This is a genomic window from Paenibacillus lutimineralis (genome assembly GCF_003991425.1).
GTDB lineage: Bacteria > Bacillota > Bacilli > Paenibacillales > Paenibacillaceae > Fontibacillus > Fontibacillus lutimineralis.
In genome coordinates, this window is the sequence record NZ_CP034346.1 from 1,572,973 (window position 1) to 1,596,708 (window position 23,736).

Here is a 23,736-nt window from a genome sequence, read left to right on the forward strand (position 1 = left end):
AACAATGTCAGAGTCCATTAGCATTATTTTGGCTGGCATCGGCGGTAAAGGCGTCATTACCGTTACGAATGTGCTCTCCCACGGCCTGGTTACGCTCGGCTATGATGTTAAGGTTTCAGAAGTACATGGTATGTCTCAGCGAGGTGGCAGCGTGCATGCGCAGGTGCGCTTCGGAACATCCATTCATTCGCCGCTTATTGAAAAAGGTACCGCGGATTATATCGTAGGCTTCGACCAGGTTGAAGCGCTCCGCTGGGGCAGCTTCCTGAAGCTGGAGGGTCGGATGCTCGTCAATATGGCGGAATTGAAAGATGATACATATAAAGGAATATACGAAAGCAGCTTTTCTCAATACCTGAACACCACCTTTATTCAGGCGTCTACCATTGCCAGGGAAACGGGCAATATCCGGAATGAGAATTTTGTTATGCTCGGTGCGCTGCTCCAGTCGCTCGGCTTCGAATTCGACGTTTGGCGCCCGACGATGGAAAAGTATATCAAGAAGCAGTTCCAGGAGGGAAGTATTCTCTCGTTGCTCGGGGGCATGAGAGAGCAGCTGGCCGCGGAAGAAAAGGAGACTGTCTATGGTCTCTAAAACCGACAGCTTCACTACGAATACGCAAGGAAGTCCATCGCCGTCTGATGTAGCGATCGTCGGAATCGGTTGCCGCTTTCCGGATGCGGATCACTACGACCAGTATTGGGATAACATGATAAGTCATGTGAATTCCGTTCGCAAAATCAGTCGCAAACGCTGGGAGACGGGCCGTTTCGGGTTGAAGAATGAAGCCGATCTAGGCTGGGAGAATGGACAGTTCGTGAAATATTGCGCTTCATTAAATGATTTGGACAAGTTCGACCACAGTTTCTTCAATCTGTCGCCCCGCGAGGTGACCAGTATGGACCCCCAGCAGCGCATGCTTCTGGAAGAGACCTGGCATTGTCTGGAGGATTCAGGCATACCGTTGGAGGAGCTGCAACGTATGGGAACCTCTGTCTATGTAGGAGTAACGGGGAATGACTACAGCCTGGCCGCGTTGACCGGAGGGGAGCATGTGGATCATTACGCGGGCCTCGGTAATTTTGAATGCATTGCTGCCAATCGGATTTCCTATTTTTTGGGCCTGCACGGTGAAAGCCTTTCGCTGGACACGGCATGTTCTTCCTCACTAGTGGCTGTGCATAAAGCCAGGCAGAACCTGCAATCGGGAGAAGCGAAATACGCGATCGCCGCGGGTGTATGCCTGTCTTACCATCCGTGGCGTTATGTCACGTTTTCCAAGTCCAACATGATGAGCCGGGATGGCCAGTGCAAGGCTTTTGATGAAAATGCGGACGGGTTTGTGCAAGGCGAGGGCGTCGGTGTCTTGTTGCTTCAGAGGCTGGAGGATGCGATCGCCGAGGGTAGCCACATTTACGGTGTGATCCGGGGATCGGCGGTCAACCATTGCGGAGCTTCGCAAACCATTGCTGCCCCCAGCATGAAGGCACAGATGGATGTTGTTGAGACGGCCCTCCGGCAGGCGGGACTAAGCGCGGCAACGGTTAATTATATCGAAGCGCACGGCACCGGAACCGCCCTTGGCGATCCCATAGAGGTTGAGGCGCTGACTCGGGTTTTCAGCCAATATACCAATGAGAAACAGTTCTGTACGATTGGTTCGGTGAAGACCAATATCGGGCATCTGGCCAGTGCGGCCGGAATGGCCGGTCTTATCCGTGTTTTATTGATGATGAAGCATAAGAAGATTCCTGCGATGCTTAATTTGTCCAGTTTGAATCCACTGCTGGATTGGGAATACACACCGTTTAGGGTAGCTACAGCGAATGCGGATTGGCGGCCTGTCAATGAACATACCCCGCTTAGAGCGGGCGTGAGCGGCTTCGGCTTCGGCGGGGTGAATGCACACGTGATTCTTGAAAGTTATGGGCATGAGTCGTTGAAACGAAGCAAACAAGCGGAGGAAAGCCATATCTTTGCGTTATCCGCCTTGAACGGGAACAGCTTGCGCAACCAAATCGAAGCTTGGAAGATGCACGTTCATTCGCCAGAAGTTACGGACGAAACCATTGGCGATATATGCAAGACTCTACTTTCGGGAAGAAGGCATTGTACGGAGCATAGGATCGGCGCCGTTGTTCGCGGCAAGGCCGACATTGAGGCATTACTCGCCTCCGCTACCGCCGGCCAGGGAATAGGACGGGCGCAGACCGATTTGCAGCTCCAACTGACTAATACAGTGTACCGGGGGTATTCCAATATCAAGCCGCTGATGGAGCAGGCTTATATTTCGCAGTACTTTGAAGATGCGCTGTCAGCGGTTGAAGCCGCCGGTAAATCGAAGCCCAGAAGCGGTATACGGTTTTACAGATGGAAGAAGGATCGGGCTGCCGCATATTCCTTTATCGTCAATTATGCGCTGACGAAAGCGCTGATTGGCCTGGGCGTTCCAATCAGCTTGGTCGGAGGCGAGCATCAGGGGGAACTTCTGGCCCTGGCCATCAGCGGAATGATAACACCCGCAGAGGCTTATGCAGCGCTGATCGGCGAAGAGGCGGTTGACCATTGGAATTTGCGCCGCCCAGAGCTATCTTACATAGGCAGCAATGTACCTGTGCCAATTAACCGTCTAAACATCGGTACCGAATATCCTGCCCGCCTTAGGGAGCAGCAGGTGGAAGACTGCGACAGCGATTCCCTTCGGCATTATACACAAAAAGCGAGAATTCTGAGCAAGACGCAATTTACGTTCAAGAAGTACTTGAAGGATTGGGATCAGGCTCTGGCTCCTTGGGGGTTGACGGCGGAAGCGCTTCTGAACGATGAAGAGCTTCTTACAGGAGGCGCGCCTTTGCTTGAAAAACGACGCATCCTGCTGCTTCTGGTCGCCTACGGCTCACTCCTGAAGCTGAACCGGAAATGGGATTTAACTGACCGGGTCGGGATAAGGAATGACTGGCTGAACGAGCTGATCCAGCTTGTCGCCGATGAAGTGCTTACACGCGAAATGGCTACCTCGCTACTCCTATCGGAGGACGGAGCGCTTGAAGCTGTATGTGGTCAAATCAATGAACGCCAAGGCTTACTGCATGCAGATTCGCCTTATTCGCATCTCTACGATGCCAGCGATCATCTGGCTGAGATTCTGGATCTCCACGTTTGGAAGGCACAGTTAAAAGAGCAGCTTCGTGAACGAGGGACTTTACAAACCCAAGTGATCCGCATAACCCACTCAGGTATTGAGCAGGCCTCATTGTCGCCCAGTTCCGGAGGACTATACGGATTGAATGCGCTGCTAGTCAAGCTTTGGATCGCTGGAGCGGATATCAACTGGAATCTGCTCTATCCGTCGGGGAGCTACAGGAAACGGCCACTGCCGGGTTACAGCTTCGAACGGACGCAGCACTGGGTGCAGCTTAGGGAATCCACAGGCGCGGTTGGACCGGGAGGACTTGAAATACCTACGGTAAGCGCCATGCGGACGGCTCATCCCATGCTTGATCTGGACAAGTCCAGCCCCGAAAGCGGTTTGTTTGTAAAGACGCTGAAGCGGAGCGATTTCTATGTCGGCGACCATATCGTGGACAACCGGGTGATTTTGCCCGGGGTTGCCTATCTGGAGCTTGCCCGGGCAGCAGGGGAGCTTGCTGCGGGACAGCCGGTGAAGACAATCCGGGATGTTATGTGGGTGAACCGTATGGAGATTGAAGATATTTGTGATGCGTATATACAAATCTACCATGAAGCGGAGTTTATGAGGTTTCAGGTATACACCCTGCTCAACGGGGTAAAAATCAGACATTGCCAGGGTAAGCTTAGCATCGCGGATAGTGGGAACCGTAGGCCTGCCGCGATGGATATTGCCGGGATTCAAGCACGCTGTGCAGCCCGGATTTCCAAAGCTTTTTGCTACAAGGATGTGTTTGAGAACTTCATCGGTTTTCGTTACGGCTCTGGTTTTCAGGCGACGACAGAAGCATTTGGAGGAGAAGGCGAATCTCTGGAAAAGCTGGACTTGCCTCTGCACTTGGTGGAAAGCTTCAATGACTATGAATTGCACCCTTCTATTGTCGATGCAGCGCTGCGCGCCGTGACTTGGGTTGGGGGGATGGAGGCGTACAAGCAGCTCCGGCTGCATATTCCTTTCGCTCTAGGTGAATTCAAAATATACGGAAGACTGACCCCAAGCTGCTATTCTTATGCTCGGCTTGATCCAGAATCTGCCGGCAAGAAAGCGGGAATGAAACGATTCCAAATTTTTATTCTGAACGAGCAAGGTGAAGTGCTAGCGGAAGCCAGGGACTTTACAATTCGGGCGATCCAGCCGAAGCCGCCGATACTCGAAGCGAGTCAAGTCCATTTATACACCGAAAGCTGGGTAGAAACGAAGGTGCGGAAAGTCGAAGGCGGGGCAGTCCATGTCCTTTACTTCGGCAAAGACAATGGGAATGCTGGAAAATTGGCGAAAGCGCTGGAGAAGGAGCAAGGAAAAGCGGCAAGACAAATTCTGTTTGTACAGCAGGGACCTGCTTACGAGTTTGACAGCGGAGGCTCCGAGTACATGCTGAATACCGCGCGCCCTGAGGATTACCTTCGATTGTTTGAAGAATTAGGCAATCAAGGGCTTCGAATCGATTCCATCGTTTACGAATGGGACAAACCAGAAATTGTAGATGAATTCTGTTCTATTTATTACTTGTTTCAAGCAGCTTCGCAGGTCAATCCCAAGCAGTTGGTACGCTTTGTTTTTGTATCCGCAGGAAGTGGAGTGCAAGTTGGGGCTGGCATGCTCAAAGGATTATGCAAGGCTTTCCAAAGTCTGTACCGGATGGTTCAACCATCTATTGTATACGTGGATGACCCTGAGGAGCTGCCGCGGTTGGCGGCGAAGGAACTGTTTGCCAACAAAACCGCATATTGCCCAGTTGTAGCTTACCGTAAGGGTGTTCGTAGTCTGAAGATTATTCATACGCTTGAAGGGTTGCCCTTGCGTTCAGAGGGTTCCAATGGCTTCCGCAGCGGCGGAACATACCTGATTACCGGCGGAATGGGCAGGATCGGGCTGGCCGTAGCGGAGTTTGTACTTGCAAAGTATAGCGCTAACGTTGTGCTGGTTGGGAGATCGGCACTGGATGATAATCGTCGCAGACAGCTCGAGCGGCTGGAAAGTCTGCCGGGGCAGGTCATCTACCTGGATGCAGATTTATCCGACTTGAAAGCAGGCGATACAATCGTCAAGCAGGCGAAGAAGATTTTTGGCGTAATAAACGGTGTCATACACTGTGCGGGTGTACTAGGTGTCAAAACTCTGTCGGAAGCGGTACCCGGTGAACTGCCGGAGGTTCTGCTTCCTAAGATTCACGGGGCTGTGGGTCTTGATGAAGCGACGCGCAATGAAAAACTGGACTTTTTCATTCTTTTCTCATCGATTTCCGCCATTATCGGCGATTTTGGAAGAGGCAGTTATGCTGCTGCGAACAGTTTCATGGATCAATTTGCCGAATGGCGAGCGGAACGGGTTCTAGCTGGAGAACGTTACGGCGCATCCCTGTCGATCAATTGGCCGGTGTGGAGCGAGGGATCCATGCAGCTCTCTCCAGTGGAAGAAGTGCAGTATCGAAAGCAGGCCGGGCTTGAACGGCTTGAAACGAGCACGGGACTTAAGCTGCTGGAACGTTTGGCCGGGACCCCTTTGACGCGCGCCATCGTCACTTGCGGAGATGCCCAAGTGATCAACCGAATGATGGATGTAAAAGAGGGGGCATTGGCCCGGGAAGGAGGGCGCGGCTTGCCGGAATTCAACGCAGGGGTGGCAGATGCTGCTCATCATAATGATCGGAATGGACAAAAAGAACGGGTATTGAACGCTTCTTCTCAACGCGTAAACCATGCGGCTCTAGAACAAACGATTGAAAATTATCTAAAGGATGTTGTATCGAAAGCGACAGGGATTTCGCCGAGTCAATTACAAACCGATGCGAATTTCTCCAAATACGGCATCGATTCAATTATGATTATGGATTTGAATTCCATCCTTGAACGGGATTTCAGTGATTTGCCGAGTACCTTATTCTTCGAATACAACACCATAGGGCAGTTGGCGGGCTTCTTCAAGGAACATCATGAGGAATATTTCCAAACAGTGCAAACAGATCTGTGCGTATTACCGGAAGCGAAAAGTTCATCCGCTGGCATCCCAGCCGCTTCCAAAGATATATGGGGAAATTCAACAACTGAATTGGTGCCAAACGAAGCATTATCGTCAGAACCAGGGGAACGAAAACACTTCATAGATGAAGATTTAGAACCGTTGGAACGGAGTTCAAGATGTGATATCGCGATTGTCGGCATGAGCGGGCAATATCCCATGGCGGATACACTGGATGAATTCTGGGAGATCCTCAGCCAGGGCAAAGACTGTGTAACTGAGATTCCCGCTGAACGCTGGGATTACCGCAAAGACTTCGACCCGGAAAAAGGGAAGAGCAACAAGGTCTATACCAAATGGGGGGCGTTTATGAACGATGTGGACAAATTCGACGCTGGATTTTTCCATATATCCCCTAGAGAAGCTGAACTGATGGATCCGCAGGAGCGGCTGATGCTTCAGTCCACATACCATACGCTGGAGGATGCGGGTTATGCCGGAGGAAAGGTTTCCGGTAAAAAAGTTGGCGTGTTCGTGGGAGTTATGAATTCCCACTACCAGATGCTCGGTGCTGAGCAGTATGCTAACGGGCAGCTGTTGGATGTGCGTTCCTCTTTCGCTTCCATCGCGAACCGCATTTCTTATTATTTCAACTTCAAAGGTCCGAGCATAGCTGTGGATACTATGTGCTCCTCGGCACTGGTGGCAATCCACATGGCATGCGAGAGCATCCGGCACGGTGAAAGCGAGCTGGCTGTGGCTGGCAGCGTGAATACGGTCGTCCATCCCGCAAAGTATATTTTTCTGTCTGACCAAAGATTTGGTTCAACGGAAGGCAAATGCCGGGCTTTTGGGCAAGGCGGAGACGGATATGTTCCCGGCGAGGGTGTCGGGGCCGTATTACTGAAGCCGCTCGAAGCGGCCCGGCGCGATGGAGATCAGATTTACGGTGTTATCAAAGGCAGCGCTATCAATCATGGGGGGAAGGTCAGCTCCTATACGGTTCCTAATCCGAATGCCCAGGCAGAATTAATCGAGGAAGCTCTGATAAAGTCCGGAGTCCACCCGGAAGTGATTAATTATATTGAAGCACATGGCACGGGAACAGCGCTTGGTGATCCGATCGAGATTGCTGGGTTGACCAAAGCGTTCAAGAAAACGACCTCTAAAACGGGATATTGCGCCATTGGCTCAGTCAAAAGCAATATCGGTCACCTGGAATCAGCGGCTGGAATGGCTTCGCTCACCAAAGTGCTGCTGCAAATGAAGCATAAGCTTCTTGTACCGTCCATTCTGGCGGAAAAGCTGAATGACAATATCGACTTCGAGAAAACTCCGTTCTTCGTGCAGCGTTCGCTCCAGCCTTGGGAGCCGATTATCGAGGAGGCGCCATCCGGGATGGTGGTGCATCCATTGACGGCGGGGATCAGCTCTTTCGGAGCAGGCGGAACCAATGCCCACCTCATCCTAGAGTCTTATGAGCCTGAGGAGCGAACACCTGAAACGGAAAGAGAGCAACTGGTCGTGCTGTCCGCTAAGACACCGGACAAGCTAAGGGAGCAGGCGCTTAAGCTTGCGGAATATATCGGACTCCATCGTGAGGGAGGTAACCAGCACGCTGCTTCAGTAGACGAATATGCCTCCGTTCTGGAAGATACGCTCTGGAGCCAGACTGATATTTATGATAAATGCGTACAGGTTATCGCGGAAGTACTCGGCGTGAATCCCGAACTTATCGATTGGGATGAGGATTTATCCAGCCTCAGCGCAGATGCGGTGCACCGTGTTGCTATTGCTACACAGCTCCGCGAGATTTTCCAAGGTAACTATGATGAGGAAGCTTTTTGGAACAGCCGTACGTTACGGGAGTTAATGAACCGGTATGCAGAGGTAGGGCGGAAGCGCCGGAATCCTGCTTCGCCGGACACCGAGAACTATACGCTGCGGCTTGAGGATATTGCCTACACGTTGCAAACCGGGCGTGAAATGTTCGATGAGCGGACGGCCTTTGTTTGCCGCAGCATAGCGGGTCTCCGTGATATGCTAATCCGCTTTGGTACGGGTGAACGAAACATGACGGATGTTTACACCAGCGTCCCTGGAACGCAGCGGGAAATGACCTCAATTTTATTTCATAACGATACCGGCAGTCAGTTTATAGATCGAATTTTAAGTAGCAGGAACCTTCCGCAAATTGCCCAGCTGTGGCTTTTGAAGGTGGATATCCCCTGGAAGCAACTCCATGAAGGAAGCGCTCCATCCCTGATCTCACTGCCGAATTACAGCTTCAGCAAGAAAAGTTATTGGATCGGTAAAGGCTACATGACACAGGCCGCTGAGCAATACGGTTCAGAATCAGCTGGGATAGACATTGCTTCAGAACGTTTGGAAACGATAATGGATCTGATTGCGGTTAGTGATGATGCGCCGGAAGGGCTTCCCCAGGAGGTCGTCCCACCAGAGAGTAGCAAGGTGGAACAAATGATTGAAGAATGCCTGTTCCGGACGCTGGGCGAAGTCATTTACACCGAGGCCGAAGGTATTAACGACGACATTCCATTTTCGGAGTTGGGTATCAACTCAGTGTTGACCCTGGAATTGGTAGACAAGCTGAATCATCGGCTTGGCATTGCCCTGCACTCCAATGACTTGTTCAATTTCAACACGGCGCGACTGCTTGTAGAGCATATCCTAGAGACGTATTCCACTAGAATCGGGCTTGCTCGGCATAACGAAGTTGACCTAAACCCGGAAGCTGCTTTGGAAACCTTGAATCCGGTGGAAATCGGGAATCACGCTTTGACGAACGTTAAAATCAACCTAAACGAACTGGAACTACTACTGGAGGAGAGCTGAAACCATGCTGAATACTACTGAAACAGTCAAGCGGCAGGCTACCGCGGATTATGAAATTGCCATTGTTGGCATTTCAGGTAAATTCTCGGGCAGCCGCGATGTGAACCAGTTTTGGGAAGGTCTCATTCATGAACAAAGTAGTCTGCAGGAGCTACCGCCGGAACGTCCCGAATTGTTTCGGCTTGCACAAGAAGACATGAAGCATATCCGATACGGGGGATTTATTCCTGATGTGGACCAATTTGATCCTTTGTTTTTCCGCATTTCACCCAAAGAAGCGGAGCATATGGATCCCCGGCAGCGGCTGTTTCTGGAGGAATCTTGGAAGGCCGTAGAAGATGCGGGTTACTCCTTACAGGAGTTGTCGGGCACCAAATGTGGGGTATTCGTGGGGATTCAGCAAGGCGAATATCTAGAGCGCTTCCGGGATGAAGCCAACGAACAAGTCCCAACAGGTAACAGCCTATCTGTGATCCCGGCCCGTATTTCCTATCTGCTTAATTTGAAAGGGCCAAGCGTAGCTCTTGATACTGCATGTTCCTCCTCCCTGGTGGCACTCTCGTTGGCCTGCGACAGTCTGATCAATGGCAGCAGTGAGATGGCGATTGCTGGAGGCATCCAAATCATGCTTACGCCATCAATTTATTTGTCCCTTGGAAAGCTGGGCATGTTGAATGCCGATGGAATCTGCAAGCCGTTCGCCGATGGGGCGGACGGCATCGGATTGGGGGAAGGCGTAGGTGTAGCTGTCCTGAAGAAATATTCCTCCGCCATACGCGATGGTGATCATATTTATGGGGTCATCAAAGGCATCGGGGTGAACCAGGATGGTAAAACCAACGGAATCACTGCTCCCAGCGGCTTGGCTCAGGCTTCGCTTGAACGCGGGATTTACGAAAAATATGGGATCGATCCAGCTGAGATTACTTATGTGGAGGCGCATGGTACTGGAACTCGCCTGGGAGATCCGATTGAAGTAGGGGCGCTCACGGAAGCTTTCGGCCCTTTTACCGCGAAGAAGCAGTATTGCCATCTGGGCTCGATCAAAGGCAATATCGGACATACGCTGTCCGCTTCAGGTATGGCAAGCCTATTCAAGGTGCTGCTCAGCCTGAAGCACGGGAAGATTCCCGCGACGCTTCATTGCAGCAGCCTCAACCCGTTGATTGATTTCAAAAACAGTCCTTTCTACGTAGGAAATCGTACTGAGGATTGGCATCGTCTGGATGGGCGTCCACGCATGGCGGCAGTAAGCTCCTTTGGAATGAGCGGAACCAATTGCCATATGGTGATTGCCGAGCATATGGAGCTGGGCGCGGGAGAACGACCGGCTGGAGAGATGAAGCCTCTTCTGTTTGCGCTGTCGGCCAAAAGCGATAGAGCATTAGAAATACAGGCGCGCCGTTTGCTCGTCTATCTACGGCAGCAGGGTGCAGTCGAGAGTATTGAAGATATCTCTTTTACATTGCTGGCAGGCAGGGATCATTATGATTACCGTAGCATGTTTGTTGCCGACAGCAGAATAGAGCTGATTCGAGAATTGGAAGCTTTTCTAGAGCGGCGGCCAAGTCCCGGATGGTACCGAGGGGAAGGCGGCAGCGGGAACAAGAGGGTGAATTCTGAGTTAAAAGTCAAGATAAACGGGCTGCTGAAGCAACTTCGGGAAGGCATCCTTGGGGCAGTGGATCGAGACAAGGCGCTCAATATTATTTCGAATTATTACATTAAGGGCTTTGAGGCGGACTTCAAGGTCATGTTCGCTCCAGTAGATCGTCGGAGAGTGTCTTTGCCCACGTATCCTTTTGAATACATACGCTGTTGGATAGAAGAGCAGGAACTCGGCGGAACAGCCACGACTTCTCTTAAGGGGGGAGAATCTCATCCGCTACTGCACCGTAATGTATCCACAATAGAGGGGATACGCTTTATTAGCGAAACCTTATCCGGCCACCCCAATTTTATTTACAAAACTGTCTTTAACCAACGAATGGTCAGTGAGGCTATACTGCTCGAAATAGCGGCAAAAGCAACGGAGCTTGGCGGCGGAGGCTCCACCGACCTGCTTAAGGATATCCAGTTTACGCACCCGCTTAAGGCTGGATCAGAGGAGCAGAGGCTTTGCGTCGAACTGCAGGGAGCAGAGGACTCTTTTCGGTTTGGTATTTTTTATGAGGAAACGGGGCGGAGAATTGTTGCAGCCGGATCATCCGTAACCGAAATAGTTACCAAGAAAGTGGAAGCAAGCGGGTTTAATATTCGAAGCTTTAAAGCGGGGGCCGCGCAGATCCTTACATCCCAACAGTTCTACAGCGCATTGGCCGATCAAGGCTTGGAATACGATGAACAAGCGCAAATCGCAGAAAAATTGTACAGCAGCCTGTCTGGGTATCTGGTGGCCGTTACACCTTCTGCGTGTTGTAGGGAAGGCTATGTCATCCCGCCGTTGCTGACAGAAGCGATTCTTCAGGTCACCAATCTGGATATTATGCGCATGGGAGGCACGTTGTCCACAGTTTATGCTCTTGGCGAAATTCGATTGATCGGCGATCTGGAAGATGGGCGGTATATTCATTTGACGGGGAGCGGAAACAGCTATGACGCAAGGGTGCTAAATGAAGAAGGCGAGGCTGTTCTGATCATTAACCGGCTCCGGATGGCTCCCCTTGCCACGGACAATTTGTCTCACGGTGGGGACTATGTATTGCTGAAGAAAGAGTGGAGGCAAGCGGAACATCAACCACAGCCGCAGCCTGCAAGACCGGATGGACGTTTCATCATCATTGTAAACGATGAAATGAACGAGGAGGCGTTAGCCGAGATCTACGCATCATTTGATACCGTGCTGGTCATTGGAGGGGGTGGGCTTCGCGATTCGCAGGACGGATTCCTTACTGCCGATTTCTGGGAGGAGGGGGGCAGTGATGCAGCGATTGAGACTATACTTGGGCTGAAGACACATATCCGCGCAGTCATCGACTTCTCTGATCTTCATTCTGAGCCGCATCACCGTTCCAAGCAAAACTACGGAAAAATTAAGCTGCTGCAGGCACTCGTAAAGAAGCATGCCAGAGGCTTGTGTATTCTCCATTTGACGAGCGGTCTGCAAGGCGTAAATGGGCGAACGGAGACGTTGGCAGGAGCGGAGATTGCTGCAATCATACGAACCATTCGTGCGGAATACAAGGAAGTGCGGGCTCAGACGGTGGACATTGGCCGATCGTCGTCGTCGTTGGTACAAGATGCCATTAATACAGTTTATGCCGAGCTTAGTATCGATTCGGCTGAAGCTGAACTCTCCTATAATGATGGAATTCGCTTCAAGCCCGTATTTGCTTCCTTGAAGCAAGCCAATAAATGGGCTTCTCGCAACATGGAAGGCGAAGGTGGTATCACGCTTGACCCCGGTAAGTTTTATGTCGTGACCGGAGGTACCCGAGGCATTGGGGCGGAGGTCGTCCGCCTGCTTGCCAGAAGGGGTGTGAGGAAGCTTGTGCTGATGGGCGTTCAACCTCTGCCTTCCAGAACTAATTGGGATGAGATTCTTACATCGGATATGGCTTCTTCTGGTATTCAATCCAGAGTGAAGCGGATATTGGAATTGGAAGCAGCAGGTGTGGATGTCAAATTCTATTCCGGATCATTGACCGACAAGGCGCGGCTTTCGCCTTTCTTCGCTGAAATCAGGCGGCAATGGGGTGAGATTGGCGGTGTCATACACTGTGCGGGTTCTAATCTGAACAATCACCCAGCCTTTATTAATAAAAAGATCGGTGACATCCGGCAGGTATTCGAGCCCAAAGTTGAAGGCCTGGAAATGCTAGGCGATTTGTTTGCGGATGACAGGCTGGATTTCTTCGTGGCCTTCTCCTCCATCTCGGCCGCTTTGCCTGTACTATCTGCTGGACTTAGCGATTACAGTGCGGCCAACTGCTATTCGGATCTGTATATCCGCCATCAGCAGGAATTGGGGCGCAAGCATTTCCAGTCGATTATTTGGCCAAGCTGGTCGGAAGTCGGTATGTTGGCCGATACTGGGTTCCCGCTAAGCTCGTTGTATACTGGGGCAGGCTTCACCGCTCACAGCTTGGCCGACGGCTTATTCATGCTTGAAGATGCTATGTCGGGGAAAGAGCCTAGCGTGATGCCTGCTATCGTGAGCAGCGAAGCCTTTGATCCCGGAGCGATTCTGCGGCCTGGCCCGGTCACTAAGGTCGATACAGAGAAGCATGTGCCTGAGAATCGGTCCCGGGTGCATACGAACGATGGGGAATTCCCCCCAAATGCAATTAAGCGCGCCACTGCGCAGATTATGCATATTTTTGGCGAGGAGTTAAAGCTGCCGAAGGATCGGTTGCGTGAAGATCTGCCGTTTGCAGAAATCGGCGTTGACTCCATCCTGCTCATTGAAGTCATCAAAAAGCTGGACGACGCATTCCATACACGCATCGACCCAGCCCTGTTCTTTGAGCTTCGCGATATGAAGGCGTTGGCAGAGCATCTTCTAGTTGGGGGTAACGCGGAATTCCAGGAGGAAGCAAGGGAGCCAGGACGGAGCCGAGAGGACGACGGACTGAAGCTGGCTGACGGCTTCGACCGCGTTCCGGAATATGGAACAAACTGCACGGAGAAGCGGAGGAAAGCCTCCGGCCCGACCGACAAAGACAGCCGGATCGCCGTAATCGGTATTGGCTGCCATTTCCCGGGTGCTCCGGACAAGGACACCTTCTGGAACAACTTGAAGCAGGGCGTAGACAGCATTACCGAGGTACCGTGCAGTAGATGGAACGCAGAAGAGCTGTATTCTCCCGTTCCCACTGAAGGCAAAAGTATAAGCAAATGGGGCGGATTTATTGAAGATATTGAACTCTTTGATAACGAGTATTTTGAGATTAAAGAGAATCCCGAGCAGATCAGCCCTCTGATGAGGCAGTGCCTGGAAGTCACCGCCGAGGTGTTTCTCGACGCAGGATATGAGAAATCTGAGATCAGCGGACGCAAGGTGGGGATATTTATCGGTGCCCACCCCGGTTCCTATCCGAACTGGGTGCAGGATTTCAATAAAAATACCATTATCGGCATCGGGCAGAATTTCATCGCCTCCTATGCCTCACATTATTTTAATTTGAAGGGACCGAGTCTTACCGTAGACAGCGCATGCTCCTCCTCGCTGATGAGCTTGCATCTGGCTTGCCAGAGTATCCGTACCGGTGAATCGGAAATGGCTGTTGCCGGCGGCGTTGACCTCATCCTCGACGAGCGACCGTACCTTGTGTTCAGCGCCTCCAAAGCGATGTCGCCCGATGGCAAATGTCACACCTTCGATGTCGATGCAAATGGAATTGTGCCGGGCGAAGGCTGTGGCGTAGTGCTATTGAAGGCGCTGGATAAGGCGCTTGCCGATGGTGACCGCATTTACACGGTTATTGAAGCGACAGCGGCGAATAATGACGGGCGAACGATGGGTGTCACTACCCCAAGCAAGCAGGCCCAGGAAGAGGTCATTGCCGACGCGATTACTCGAGCAGGTATTGATCCGCGAACTATCGGATATGTCGAGACCCATGGCACAGGAACCATGATTGGCGATCCAATCGAATTGAAGGCTCTAACCACCGTATACAAGACGTACACCGATGACATCGGATTCTGCGGCGTCGGCAGCGTAAAGACCAACATAGGCCACTGCCTGAGCGCAGCGGGGATAGCAAGCTTTATCAAGGCTTCATTATGTGTTTACTACAAGATACTGGTTCCGACTCTGAATTGCAGCAAGCCAAATCCGCGCTTCGATTTTGAGAACTCGCCGTTCTACCCTGTCTTGGAGACAACTGCATGGCGCAAACATGGAGATGCGAGACGGGCGGCCATCAGTTCCTTCGGCTTCGGGGGAACCAATGTGCACGCTATTATCGGCGAATGCACGGAAGGGTTGCTATGCGGTTATTCGGAACGTAGAAAACCTCTGCCTGCGACGCGGTTCCAACGCGCCAGGGCCTGGGTTGACGGTAGGAAAGCAGCATGCAATCCATCCGGGGCAGATCAGGATCAATTGTCATTTTTGCAATTCGTAGAAGAATGAACTTGAATATGGGGGAGCGGAAAGGTGTGCAGGAGATGGACGCGTTAAGCGATGTGCGGTTCAGCACAGTAATAAAAAACAGCAATTATATCGTCAGGGATCACAGGGTACATGGCGTCCGAATTATGCCCGGTGTTACTCTGCTTGACATGATCTACCGATTTCTTCAGTCGAAAGGTATTGTGCTGCGTGATATCGAACTGCGAAAGATTCTGTTCAGCGAGCCGATCTCCACAAGCGAGTATTATGATAAAAAAATCCGCATTAGCTTCACGAAAAGAGCTGGATTCTACGAGGTTTTGGCGCAGAGCATGAGGGTAAAGGGAGATGAAGTACTAAGCGGCGATTGGGATGAGAATCTCCGCTGCGAGCTCCATCTCCACCTTGCTTCAACCGCGGAACGCAAGACGATCGACATTGCTGCTATCAAGAATGAAAGCCAGCGTGTGGAGGACATGGATTATGCCTATAGCTATGTGCGCAAAATCGATATCCGGCACAGTGATTTCATGAAGGGACTAGGCAAGCTATATTACGGCAACCGCCGCATTCTAGCGGAGATTACACTAGGGGAGCTGGCTGGAGAGTATCTAGGCCATTATTACATGCATCCGTGCTATTTGGATGCCGCGACGCTGGTGCAAGGCTTCGTGGTACTTCAGGATCTTGATTTCTCCCAGGAGGTCCATGCCTCCATCCCGATGTTTATTGAGTCCTTCCGTTCCTATGAACCGATGAAGAAACAAATCTACGTCTACATCAAGGACGAAGGATATCCTGACGGAGCGATCAAGGATTTAATGTACTTTGACATCGAGGTGTACAACGCGCAGGGGGAGGAAATTGCTACTTTCAAGCGCTGGGGGCTCAAAAAAATCCGTTCCAAGGATTTGATCAGCAGGTTGAAAAAAGTGGAGCCTGCACAAGCCCTTCTAGAAACCGCCGGAGCGCCGGCTACGCTCCTGTTGCCTGAAGTTGCCGCGGCTCCGGCAGACCAGAAAGAAGCCATAGCTTCTTATTTGAAGGAACTGATCAGCAGCTTGTCCGGGATCCCCGGCGCTGGACTGCATGAAGCGGAAGGCTTTTACAGCCAGGGCCTGAACTCGCAGCATCTACTGGAGATCGTCAAACGGCTTGAGGATAGGCTCGGCGACAGCTTGTACCCTACCCTGCTCTTTGAATACGCTAATATCGAAGAATTAAGCCAATATATTCTGGAAGAGTACGGCTCCGTTTTTTTTGCGACATTGGATGGGGGCGTGGAGCACAGGGGTGATGGATATCCGTCTTACCCGGGCACCAGTAGATCAGATGTCTGCCCTTCAGGTACGGAGAGTGCGGCAGTCCAAGCTTACGCGCCGGTGTGGTTTTCAAGCCCGCTTGAAGCCGCTGGACTGGTGGGGAAAACGGAGCAGGTACTGGTTTTTTGCAGCAGCCATGACGAATTGTACGCCCTTAAAGGCACGGAAGCTGCCGAATGCTTCACCTATGTACTTCCTGGTGAGCGGCGTGGCACGGTTGAAGAGCGGGTATACCAATTAGCTTTTTCTCGGGAAGAGGATTATGTATGGCTCGCTGATGAGCTGAAGCGTTCAGGGTGTATGCCTGGGATTATCATCTATACTTTGCATTTGACCGTAGAGGCGAATCGGCTTGATCCGATCTTCTATATGCTGAGGGAACTGTTGCGCCGCAAGATCAAGATGGCGGCGAAGGTGCTTTATGTGTATGCCCGGGATAACGCAACCGCGCACCCGGGAGATGCTGCCATGGCCGGATTTCTGCATTGCGTCCAGTCGGAAACAGTTAAGGTGTCCTATAAATGCGTGGGACTGGATGAAGTCAGCCGTAAACAAAAAGTTCAAATTGTATTGGATGAGGCTTACGGGAGCTGGAACGATGAGCATAGCGTTAGCTACGAGCGAAATGAGCGTATGGTTAAAGGCTACCGTAAAGTGGGTACCGCTGTTCAGTCCTCCGGAGAATCCGTCATTCGCAGCAATTGTACCTATCTGGTCACCGGCGGAGCCGGGGGAATCGGCAAACTTCTGGCGAAGTACATTGCAAGCCAGGGCGGACAAGCTATTCTTTGTGGAAGAGCCGGAAATCCGCCGGAAGGACTTCACGCCCTCCTCGAGTCATACTCGAATCTGGAGTATGTGAGCTGTGATGTGACCGATCTTGCAGCGGTTCAACGTCTTCATCATCACTTGAAGCAGACATACGGGTCGGTACACGGAATTTTCCACTGCGCGGGGATTACGCGCGACGGATACCTAGTGCAGAAGGACAGAAGTGAGCTGGATCAGGTGCTCCGTGTAAAAGTAGAAGGCACAGCGAATCTCGATGAGGTATTTAAGCATGAGCCGCTGGCGTTCTTTGTCGCCTTCTCTTCGGTGGCGGGCATCTTGGGAAATCCAGGCCAAAGCGACTATGGATATGCCAACGGTTATATGGATGGATACATATACATGAGGGAAAGCCTGCGGGCCAAGGGGGAACGCAAAGGCCAATCATTGTCAGTCAACTGGCCGCTGTGGCGTGAAGGCGGCATGCAAGGCGGCAGTCATACCGAGCACACTTTGAGGGAACGATTCGGTATCACACTGCTGGAAACGGAAGCCGGACTCGGAGCAATGGAATGGGCGCTACGTCAGCAGGAAGCAGAACTGCTGATTCTGCCGGGCGATGAGAGCCGGATTGACGCCGTTATTGCAAAGGGAGAAGCGAAAAACCAGCCTCAAGGAGAAGCGTCTTTAACGCCACAATATACGCATGAGTTACCCGCTGAGGATACACTGTCTGCAAATCATAAGCTACCTGAAAAAGATTCGCTGCCCGCGTCACCGGCACATGCTTCGATAACGGCTGCGGAGGCGCTGACGAAGGATGATGATTTAGCAATCATTGGACTGAGCGGCAGATTCCCGGGTGCGGACGATCTTTTTGAATATTGGGAGGTCTTGAAGTCAGGAAAGGATTGTATTACGGAGATTGATCCAGAGCGCTGGAGCCATGAGGAAGTTCAGCGCATTGCGCGGGACAGTTGGTCCAAGGATGCCTCGAAATGGGGAGGATTCCTCCGCGACGTGGATAAATTTGATTCATTGCTGTTTAATGTCGCTCCTTACCAGGCGGCGCTGATGGATCCGCATGAACGAGTTTTTCTGGAGATGGCATGGGAAGCTTTTGAAGATGCGGGTTATACGAGATCGGCGCTGAAAGGCCGCAAAATTGGCGTATTTGCCGGAGCAATGTGGATGCAGTATCAGTTGTATAACAACAGCCGAAACGTGTCCACCTCGACCATTTCTTCGATTGCCAATCGGGTATCGTATTATTTTGGATTGACGGGTCCTTCGCTTGGAATTGACACGATGTGTTCTTCATCGCTTACGGCGCTGCATCTAGCTTGCCAAAGCGTCAAAAGCGGGGATTCTCCCATGGCTTTGGTGGGGGGCGTCAATCTGTCGGTTCATCCTGACAAATATTTATTGTTGTCTCAAGGAAACTTCGCTTCTTCAGACGGCCGTTGCCGGAGCTTCGGCGAGGGCGGGGACGGCTATGTGCCAGCAGAAGCAGCAGGCGCCATCTTGATCAAGCCGCTGGGACAGGCAAAGCGCGATCAAGACCGGATATACGCGGTCATAAAAGGGAGTGCCATCAACCACGGTGGAGAATCCAGTGGTTTTACGGTTCCCAACCAGAAGGCACAGGAAGAGGCTGTAGCAGAAGCGATTGCCCGCAGCGGAGTGGATGCCGCCACGATCAATTATATTGAGGCGCACGGCACAGGAACCTCACTTGGCGACCCCATTGAAGTAAGGGCGCTGATGAAAGCTTATAAGCCGTTCAGCACGGAAGAGTTCCGCTGTGCCATAGGTTCTGTCAAGTCCAATATCGGGCATGCCGAAGCGGCCGCAGGCATTTCGTCTATTGCTAAAGTACTTCTGCAGATGCAGCATGGACAACTTGTCCCTTCAATCCATTCGGAGACGCTGAACCCGCATATCCCTTTTGAAGATTCCGGATTTTATGTGCAGCGCAAGTTGGAGGAATGGAAACCGGTCATCACAACGGCGAGCGGCGTAACGACGGTGCATCCGCTTCGAGCCGGCATCAGCGCTTTCGGAGCTGGCGGCTCCAACGCCCATCTTATTCTGGAAAAGGTAGACGATGGCGCGGCGGAGACAATCCACGGTAGGAACGGAGCAGAGGAAGAGGGGCCGCATATTTTTGTGCTCTCTGCCCAAACCGCAGAACGGCTGCAGGCCTATGCAAGTCGGATGATGGTTTTTCTGGGCGGTGGAAGTAACCAAAGCGGTAAGGAGCTTCAAGATGCATTAGCGCAAGTTAAGGTTGCGGTAGCAGACATTCAGGGTATACCGGCCGGACACATCGGAGAGGACAGCACCCTGGGCGAGCTTGGGCTCGGTCATGTGGAATTCGTTCAGTTGTGCGGCAGGCTTGAAGCCGGCGGGCAGAGGTTGAACGCGTTGGCCTTCGACGGAGACTTTACAATGCATCAGATGGCATCCCTTGTCTCCGGATGGAACGGACAAGATGCCGCTCTATCCGCCTACAAAGGGAGAGGCGGGCATGACATTTCCTTGAGATCCCTAGCCTACACGCTGCAAACGGCCAGGGAGCCTATGAAGCACAGGATGGCCATTATTTATTATTCGCTGGATGAGCTGATTGGGGAGCTGAAGCTTTATCTCGATGGAGGCGCATCTGGACGAATATTCACCGGAGAGGGCGGAAAAAAAGCCGATCTGCAGCCCCAAACAGGATCTTACTCACTTAATCATGCCGGAACGTTGGCCAGAGCTTGGACTGAAGGCACGGCTATCATCTGGAAAGAGTTGTACGGGGCAAAGTTGCCCTTGCTTCTCCGGCTGCCGCATTATCCGTTTGCGCGGAAGCGGCACTGGATCGAGCCAATGGAACATGAGAACGGTGCTGTAAGATCGACAACTCCTGTTGCAAGCGCCGGAATTCATCCGGGCCAGTCTAAACGCCAAAGTCCGGAGGCTAGGCCTGCATCTGCACAGTCGGATTTCCTGAAAGCGGCCAGCCATTCTTATCAACAGGTTGAATCGGCAAGCGGAACATCCAGGCCACCCATGGCTGAAACGCCAGGGGTTCCTTATACGGGCAGCGAGGTAGGGCTGGAGTATATAGATGGCAATATCGCTTTGATTCGAATCCAAGACTCACTACATAACAATACATTTACACATGAGGTTATCCAGGGTATCACTCACTGCTTCCAGCGGGTACAGAACGACGAACGAATCAAGGCCATCGTGGTGGCGGGAAATGAACGGATTTTTTCCATGGGTGGAACCCAGGAACAACTGCTCGACATTTCAGATTCCAAGTTGAGCTTTACCGATGCCCCCATTCTATACCGGGGAATGCTGGAATGTCCCGTTCCGGTCATCTCTGCGATGGAAGGCCACGCCTCCGGCGGCGGCATGTTGTTCGGACTGTATGCGGATGTCGTGGTTATGGCCGAAGAGAGTGTGTATTCCGCGGCTTTTGCCAAATACGGGTTTACACCGGGCATGGGGGCCACATTTATTCTGGAGGATAAGCTGGGCAAGAATCTGGCCACCGAAATGATGTTTACCGCCAAAATGTATACGGGCGAGCAATTGAAGAATAGAGCGGCCTCCGTCCTTTTCAGGACGAAAGCCAACGTGCTACAAGAGGCGATTTCGATAGCGCGGCTTATAGCTGAGAAACCGCGGACAACGGTCAGCGTACTTAAGCGCGAGCTATCAGGCCGGGTTCTGAACTCGCTGCAGTACTGTGTAGAGCGCGAGAATGAGATGCACAGGATTACTTTTACAACACCGGAAGTCAAGGAAAAAATATTGCATTTGTATCGCTCTTATGGGCAGGAGGGTACGGAACGCATTCCGCAAACGCAGAAAGCGGCGGCAGAGATAAGAGAAGTCTTTCCTTCAGGAGCGTCGCGAGCCGCGCCTCCGCTTGACGAAAGTTCCGGTGCAAGTTTGGCACAGCCAAGCTCTCCATCGCAGCTAGCGCCGATGATTCCGCAGGCTCGTGGTGTTTCCCCGGCAGAAATACAGTCCGAGGTTGCACGGATCATCGCCAATCGTATTCAGCTGCATGAGGATGAATTGGATGAAGGAATGAATTTCAAGGACATGGGCGTGGACTCTATCAGCGGCGTCGAGATAGTACGCGACATCAATGAAAGCTTTGGCCTCCAACTGGATACCATCGACATTTATGATTATTCCACCATACAGCTCCTTTCAGCCCATATCATCAACTGGCAGGTGTCGGAGAAGCCTGGCCCGGAATCGCGGGTAGCGGTAGAAAGCAACGAGGAGCGGGATTTGCTGGATCTGTTGACACGGATGAACGAGGATGAACTGGATGTCAATGAAGTGGCCCAGTTTCTGGAGGTGTATCTATGAGTAACGGCGAGTTGATCAAGGGAATTTTGCAGCAGATAAAGGATAATCGGATGGACGCCCGCGAAGGGCTGAAGCGACTCAATGAATTGAAGCAGCAGCAAGTTCCTCCTGTGGAGGTGCGAGTCAAGCCTACGGAGGATACCGTGAAGCTGCTGATTATGGATGTGCTGTGCCGCATCATCAAGATACAGCCAGATGAACTGCAGGAGGATCTTTCCTTCAAGGAAATGGGGATTGACTCTATCAGCAGCGTGGAAATCGTTCGCGATTTGAATGATGCTCTGCATATCCATATGGACGGCATTCAGCTTTATGACTACCCAAACATTTCAGAGCTTTCAAGCTATGTCTGGAACGAAGTACAAATGAACAGCCATATCACTGTGGAAGAGGATAAGCAACAGTCATTGGCGGCTAAGGAGCCTCCTGCGAAGCAGAGGCTGAACCACCGGTACGAATATATGAATGACCTTATCAGTCAATTTTCCAAAAACAATCCGAAACCGACGGCTCAAGAACTGCCGGTTTCTCCTCCGCAGAAAGCGGAGAGTCCTGCACCAGAGCCAGCGGTGAGTGCTTCACGGCCAACAGCGGAAAAGCTTGCGTTGTCACCAGTCGAGAAATCTGCTGTGTCTGAGGCAGGTCAACCACTTGAGTCATTGAAACCAGCTTTGACTCGGCCATCGGCGCTATCATTAAAGCCTTTGCATTCGCCGGACAGGCGGGGAGATGAGAAGCAGAACACCGTACAGCCGCCAAGGCTAAAGCTTAAAGGAAATCACGCAGAGGAAGCGGCTTCCGGCCGGGCACAAGCGACTGCAGCGGAAGCTGGGGACGATGCTAGAACGGTAGAAAGCGTAGCCCAAACGATGATTCCCGCCACAGAACGTGCTTCTTCATTACCAGAGGGAATTGCCATCATAGGGATATCCGGAAGGTTCCCCGGGGCTTCTACAACCCGGGAACTGTGGCGGAATCTACGTGACGGTGTATGCAGCATAGGCGAAGTCCCAGAGGAAAGATTCGACATCCATTCCGCATATGACGAGGATCGCAAAGCCGTTCAAAAGACTTATTGCAAAGTAGCAGGTCTCCTGGACAACGTGGATGAATTCGATCCGCTTTTCTTCAATATCTCTCCTCGGGAAGCGGAAATGATGGATCCACAACAGCGAATATTTTTGGAGGAGGCCTGGAATGCCCTGGAGGATGCCGGATACTCGGATCGGGCGGTGCAAGATACACGTTGCGGCGTGTTTGTCGGATGTGCGCCGAGTGATTACACGAAGCACCTAGAAGCGAACAGCCTTGAAAATACGGCCGAGGCGTTTACGGGAACCTCTTCTTCAATTCTGGCTGCCAGAATCTCGTATTTTTTGAATTTGAAAGGGCCGAGTATTTCTATCGACACGGCATGCTCTTCTTCGTTGGTTGCCGTGCATCAAGCTTGCTCCAGCCTATGGAGCGGGGAATGTGATATGGCGTTGGCCGGTGGCATCCGCTTGATGTTTACGCCAGACAGTATCGTGCAGAGCAGCCAGATGGAGATATTGTCGAAGGAGGGTGTCTGTCGGCCGTTTGATAACGGCGCCGATGGCACGCTGCTAAGCGAAGGCACAGGTGTAGTGGTGCTGAAGCCGCTCGGATCCGCGATTCGAGACAGGGATTATATCTATGGGGTGATTCGGGGCTCCGGTGTCAACCAGGACGGAAGAACGAACGGCATTACCGCGCCAAGCGTAAATTCACAAATCCAGTTGGAGAAGACGGTTTACGAGAAATTTGACATTGATCCCGCTGATATCAATTATGTCGAGTCGCACGGCACAGGCACATCGCTTGGTGACCCCATTGAGGTGAAGGCGTTGACGGAGGCGTTCCGTCATTTTACCGCTGACTCCCATTACTGCGCGCTGGGCTCCATCAAGGCGAATATTGGCCATACCACGATGGCTGCAGGCGTCGCCGGTATTATTAAGATACTACTCTCGCTCAAGAGCCGGAAAATTCCGCCGCTGATTCATTACCGTGAACTGAATGAAAAAATCAAGCTGCAGGGCAGCCCCTTTTATATCAATACTGAACTAGTGGAATGGCCGGTGAACAAGAAAGGCTCTAGAATGGCTGCAGTCAGCAGTTTTGGCTTCAGCGGAACCAACTGTCACATTGTCATCGAAGAATACCGCTCAGTTTAAAG

At 51.8% G+C, this 23,736-nt stretch carries 5 protein-coding genes; all 5 read left to right on the plus strand.

Going from position 1 to position 23,736, the window contains the following annotated elements; translation table 11 throughout:
* The first annotated feature begins 4 nt into the window (after positions 1-4).
* Genes EI981_RS06585 through EI981_RS06605 form a run of 5 tightly spaced genes read left to right on the plus strand, consistent with a single transcriptional unit; the run spans position 5 to position 23,734 of the window.
* Positions 5-595, plus strand: coding sequence for an indolepyruvate oxidoreductase subunit beta (locus tag EI981_RS06585; protein WP_126996533.1), 591 nt, complete (start codon positions 5-7; stop codon positions 593-595).
* Entirely contained in the window at positions 585-9,005 is an 8,421-nt protein-coding gene (locus EI981_RS06590) for an SDR family NAD(P)-dependent oxidoreductase (RefSeq protein WP_126996535.1), read from the plus strand. The genes EI981_RS06585 and EI981_RS06590 overlap by 11 nt, the downstream gene beginning before the upstream one ends.
* A gap of 4 nt (positions 9,006-9,009) precedes the next feature.
* The gene (locus tag EI981_RS06595; protein ID WP_126996537.1) at positions 9,010-15,084 is read left to right on the plus strand and encodes a beta-ketoacyl synthase N-terminal-like domain-containing protein; all 6,075 of its coding nucleotides are present in this window, start codon (positions 9,010-9,012) and stop codon (positions 15,082-15,084) included.
* Positions 15,081-21,539 (plus strand): SDR family NAD(P)-dependent oxidoreductase, encoded by a 6,459-nt coding sequence (locus EI981_RS06600; protein WP_162616110.1) that lies wholly within the window; start codon positions 15,081-15,083, stop codon positions 21,537-21,539. The genes EI981_RS06595 and EI981_RS06600 overlap by 4 nt, the downstream gene beginning before the upstream one ends.
* Positions 21,536-23,734, plus strand: a complete 2,199-nt coding sequence (locus EI981_RS06605; RefSeq protein ID WP_126996550.1) for a beta-ketoacyl synthase N-terminal-like domain-containing protein — start codon at positions 21,536-21,538, stop codon at positions 23,732-23,734. Before EI981_RS06600 ends, EI981_RS06605 begins: the two co-directional genes overlap by 4 nt.
* The last annotated feature ends 2 nt before the right edge of the window (positions 23,735-23,736 follow it).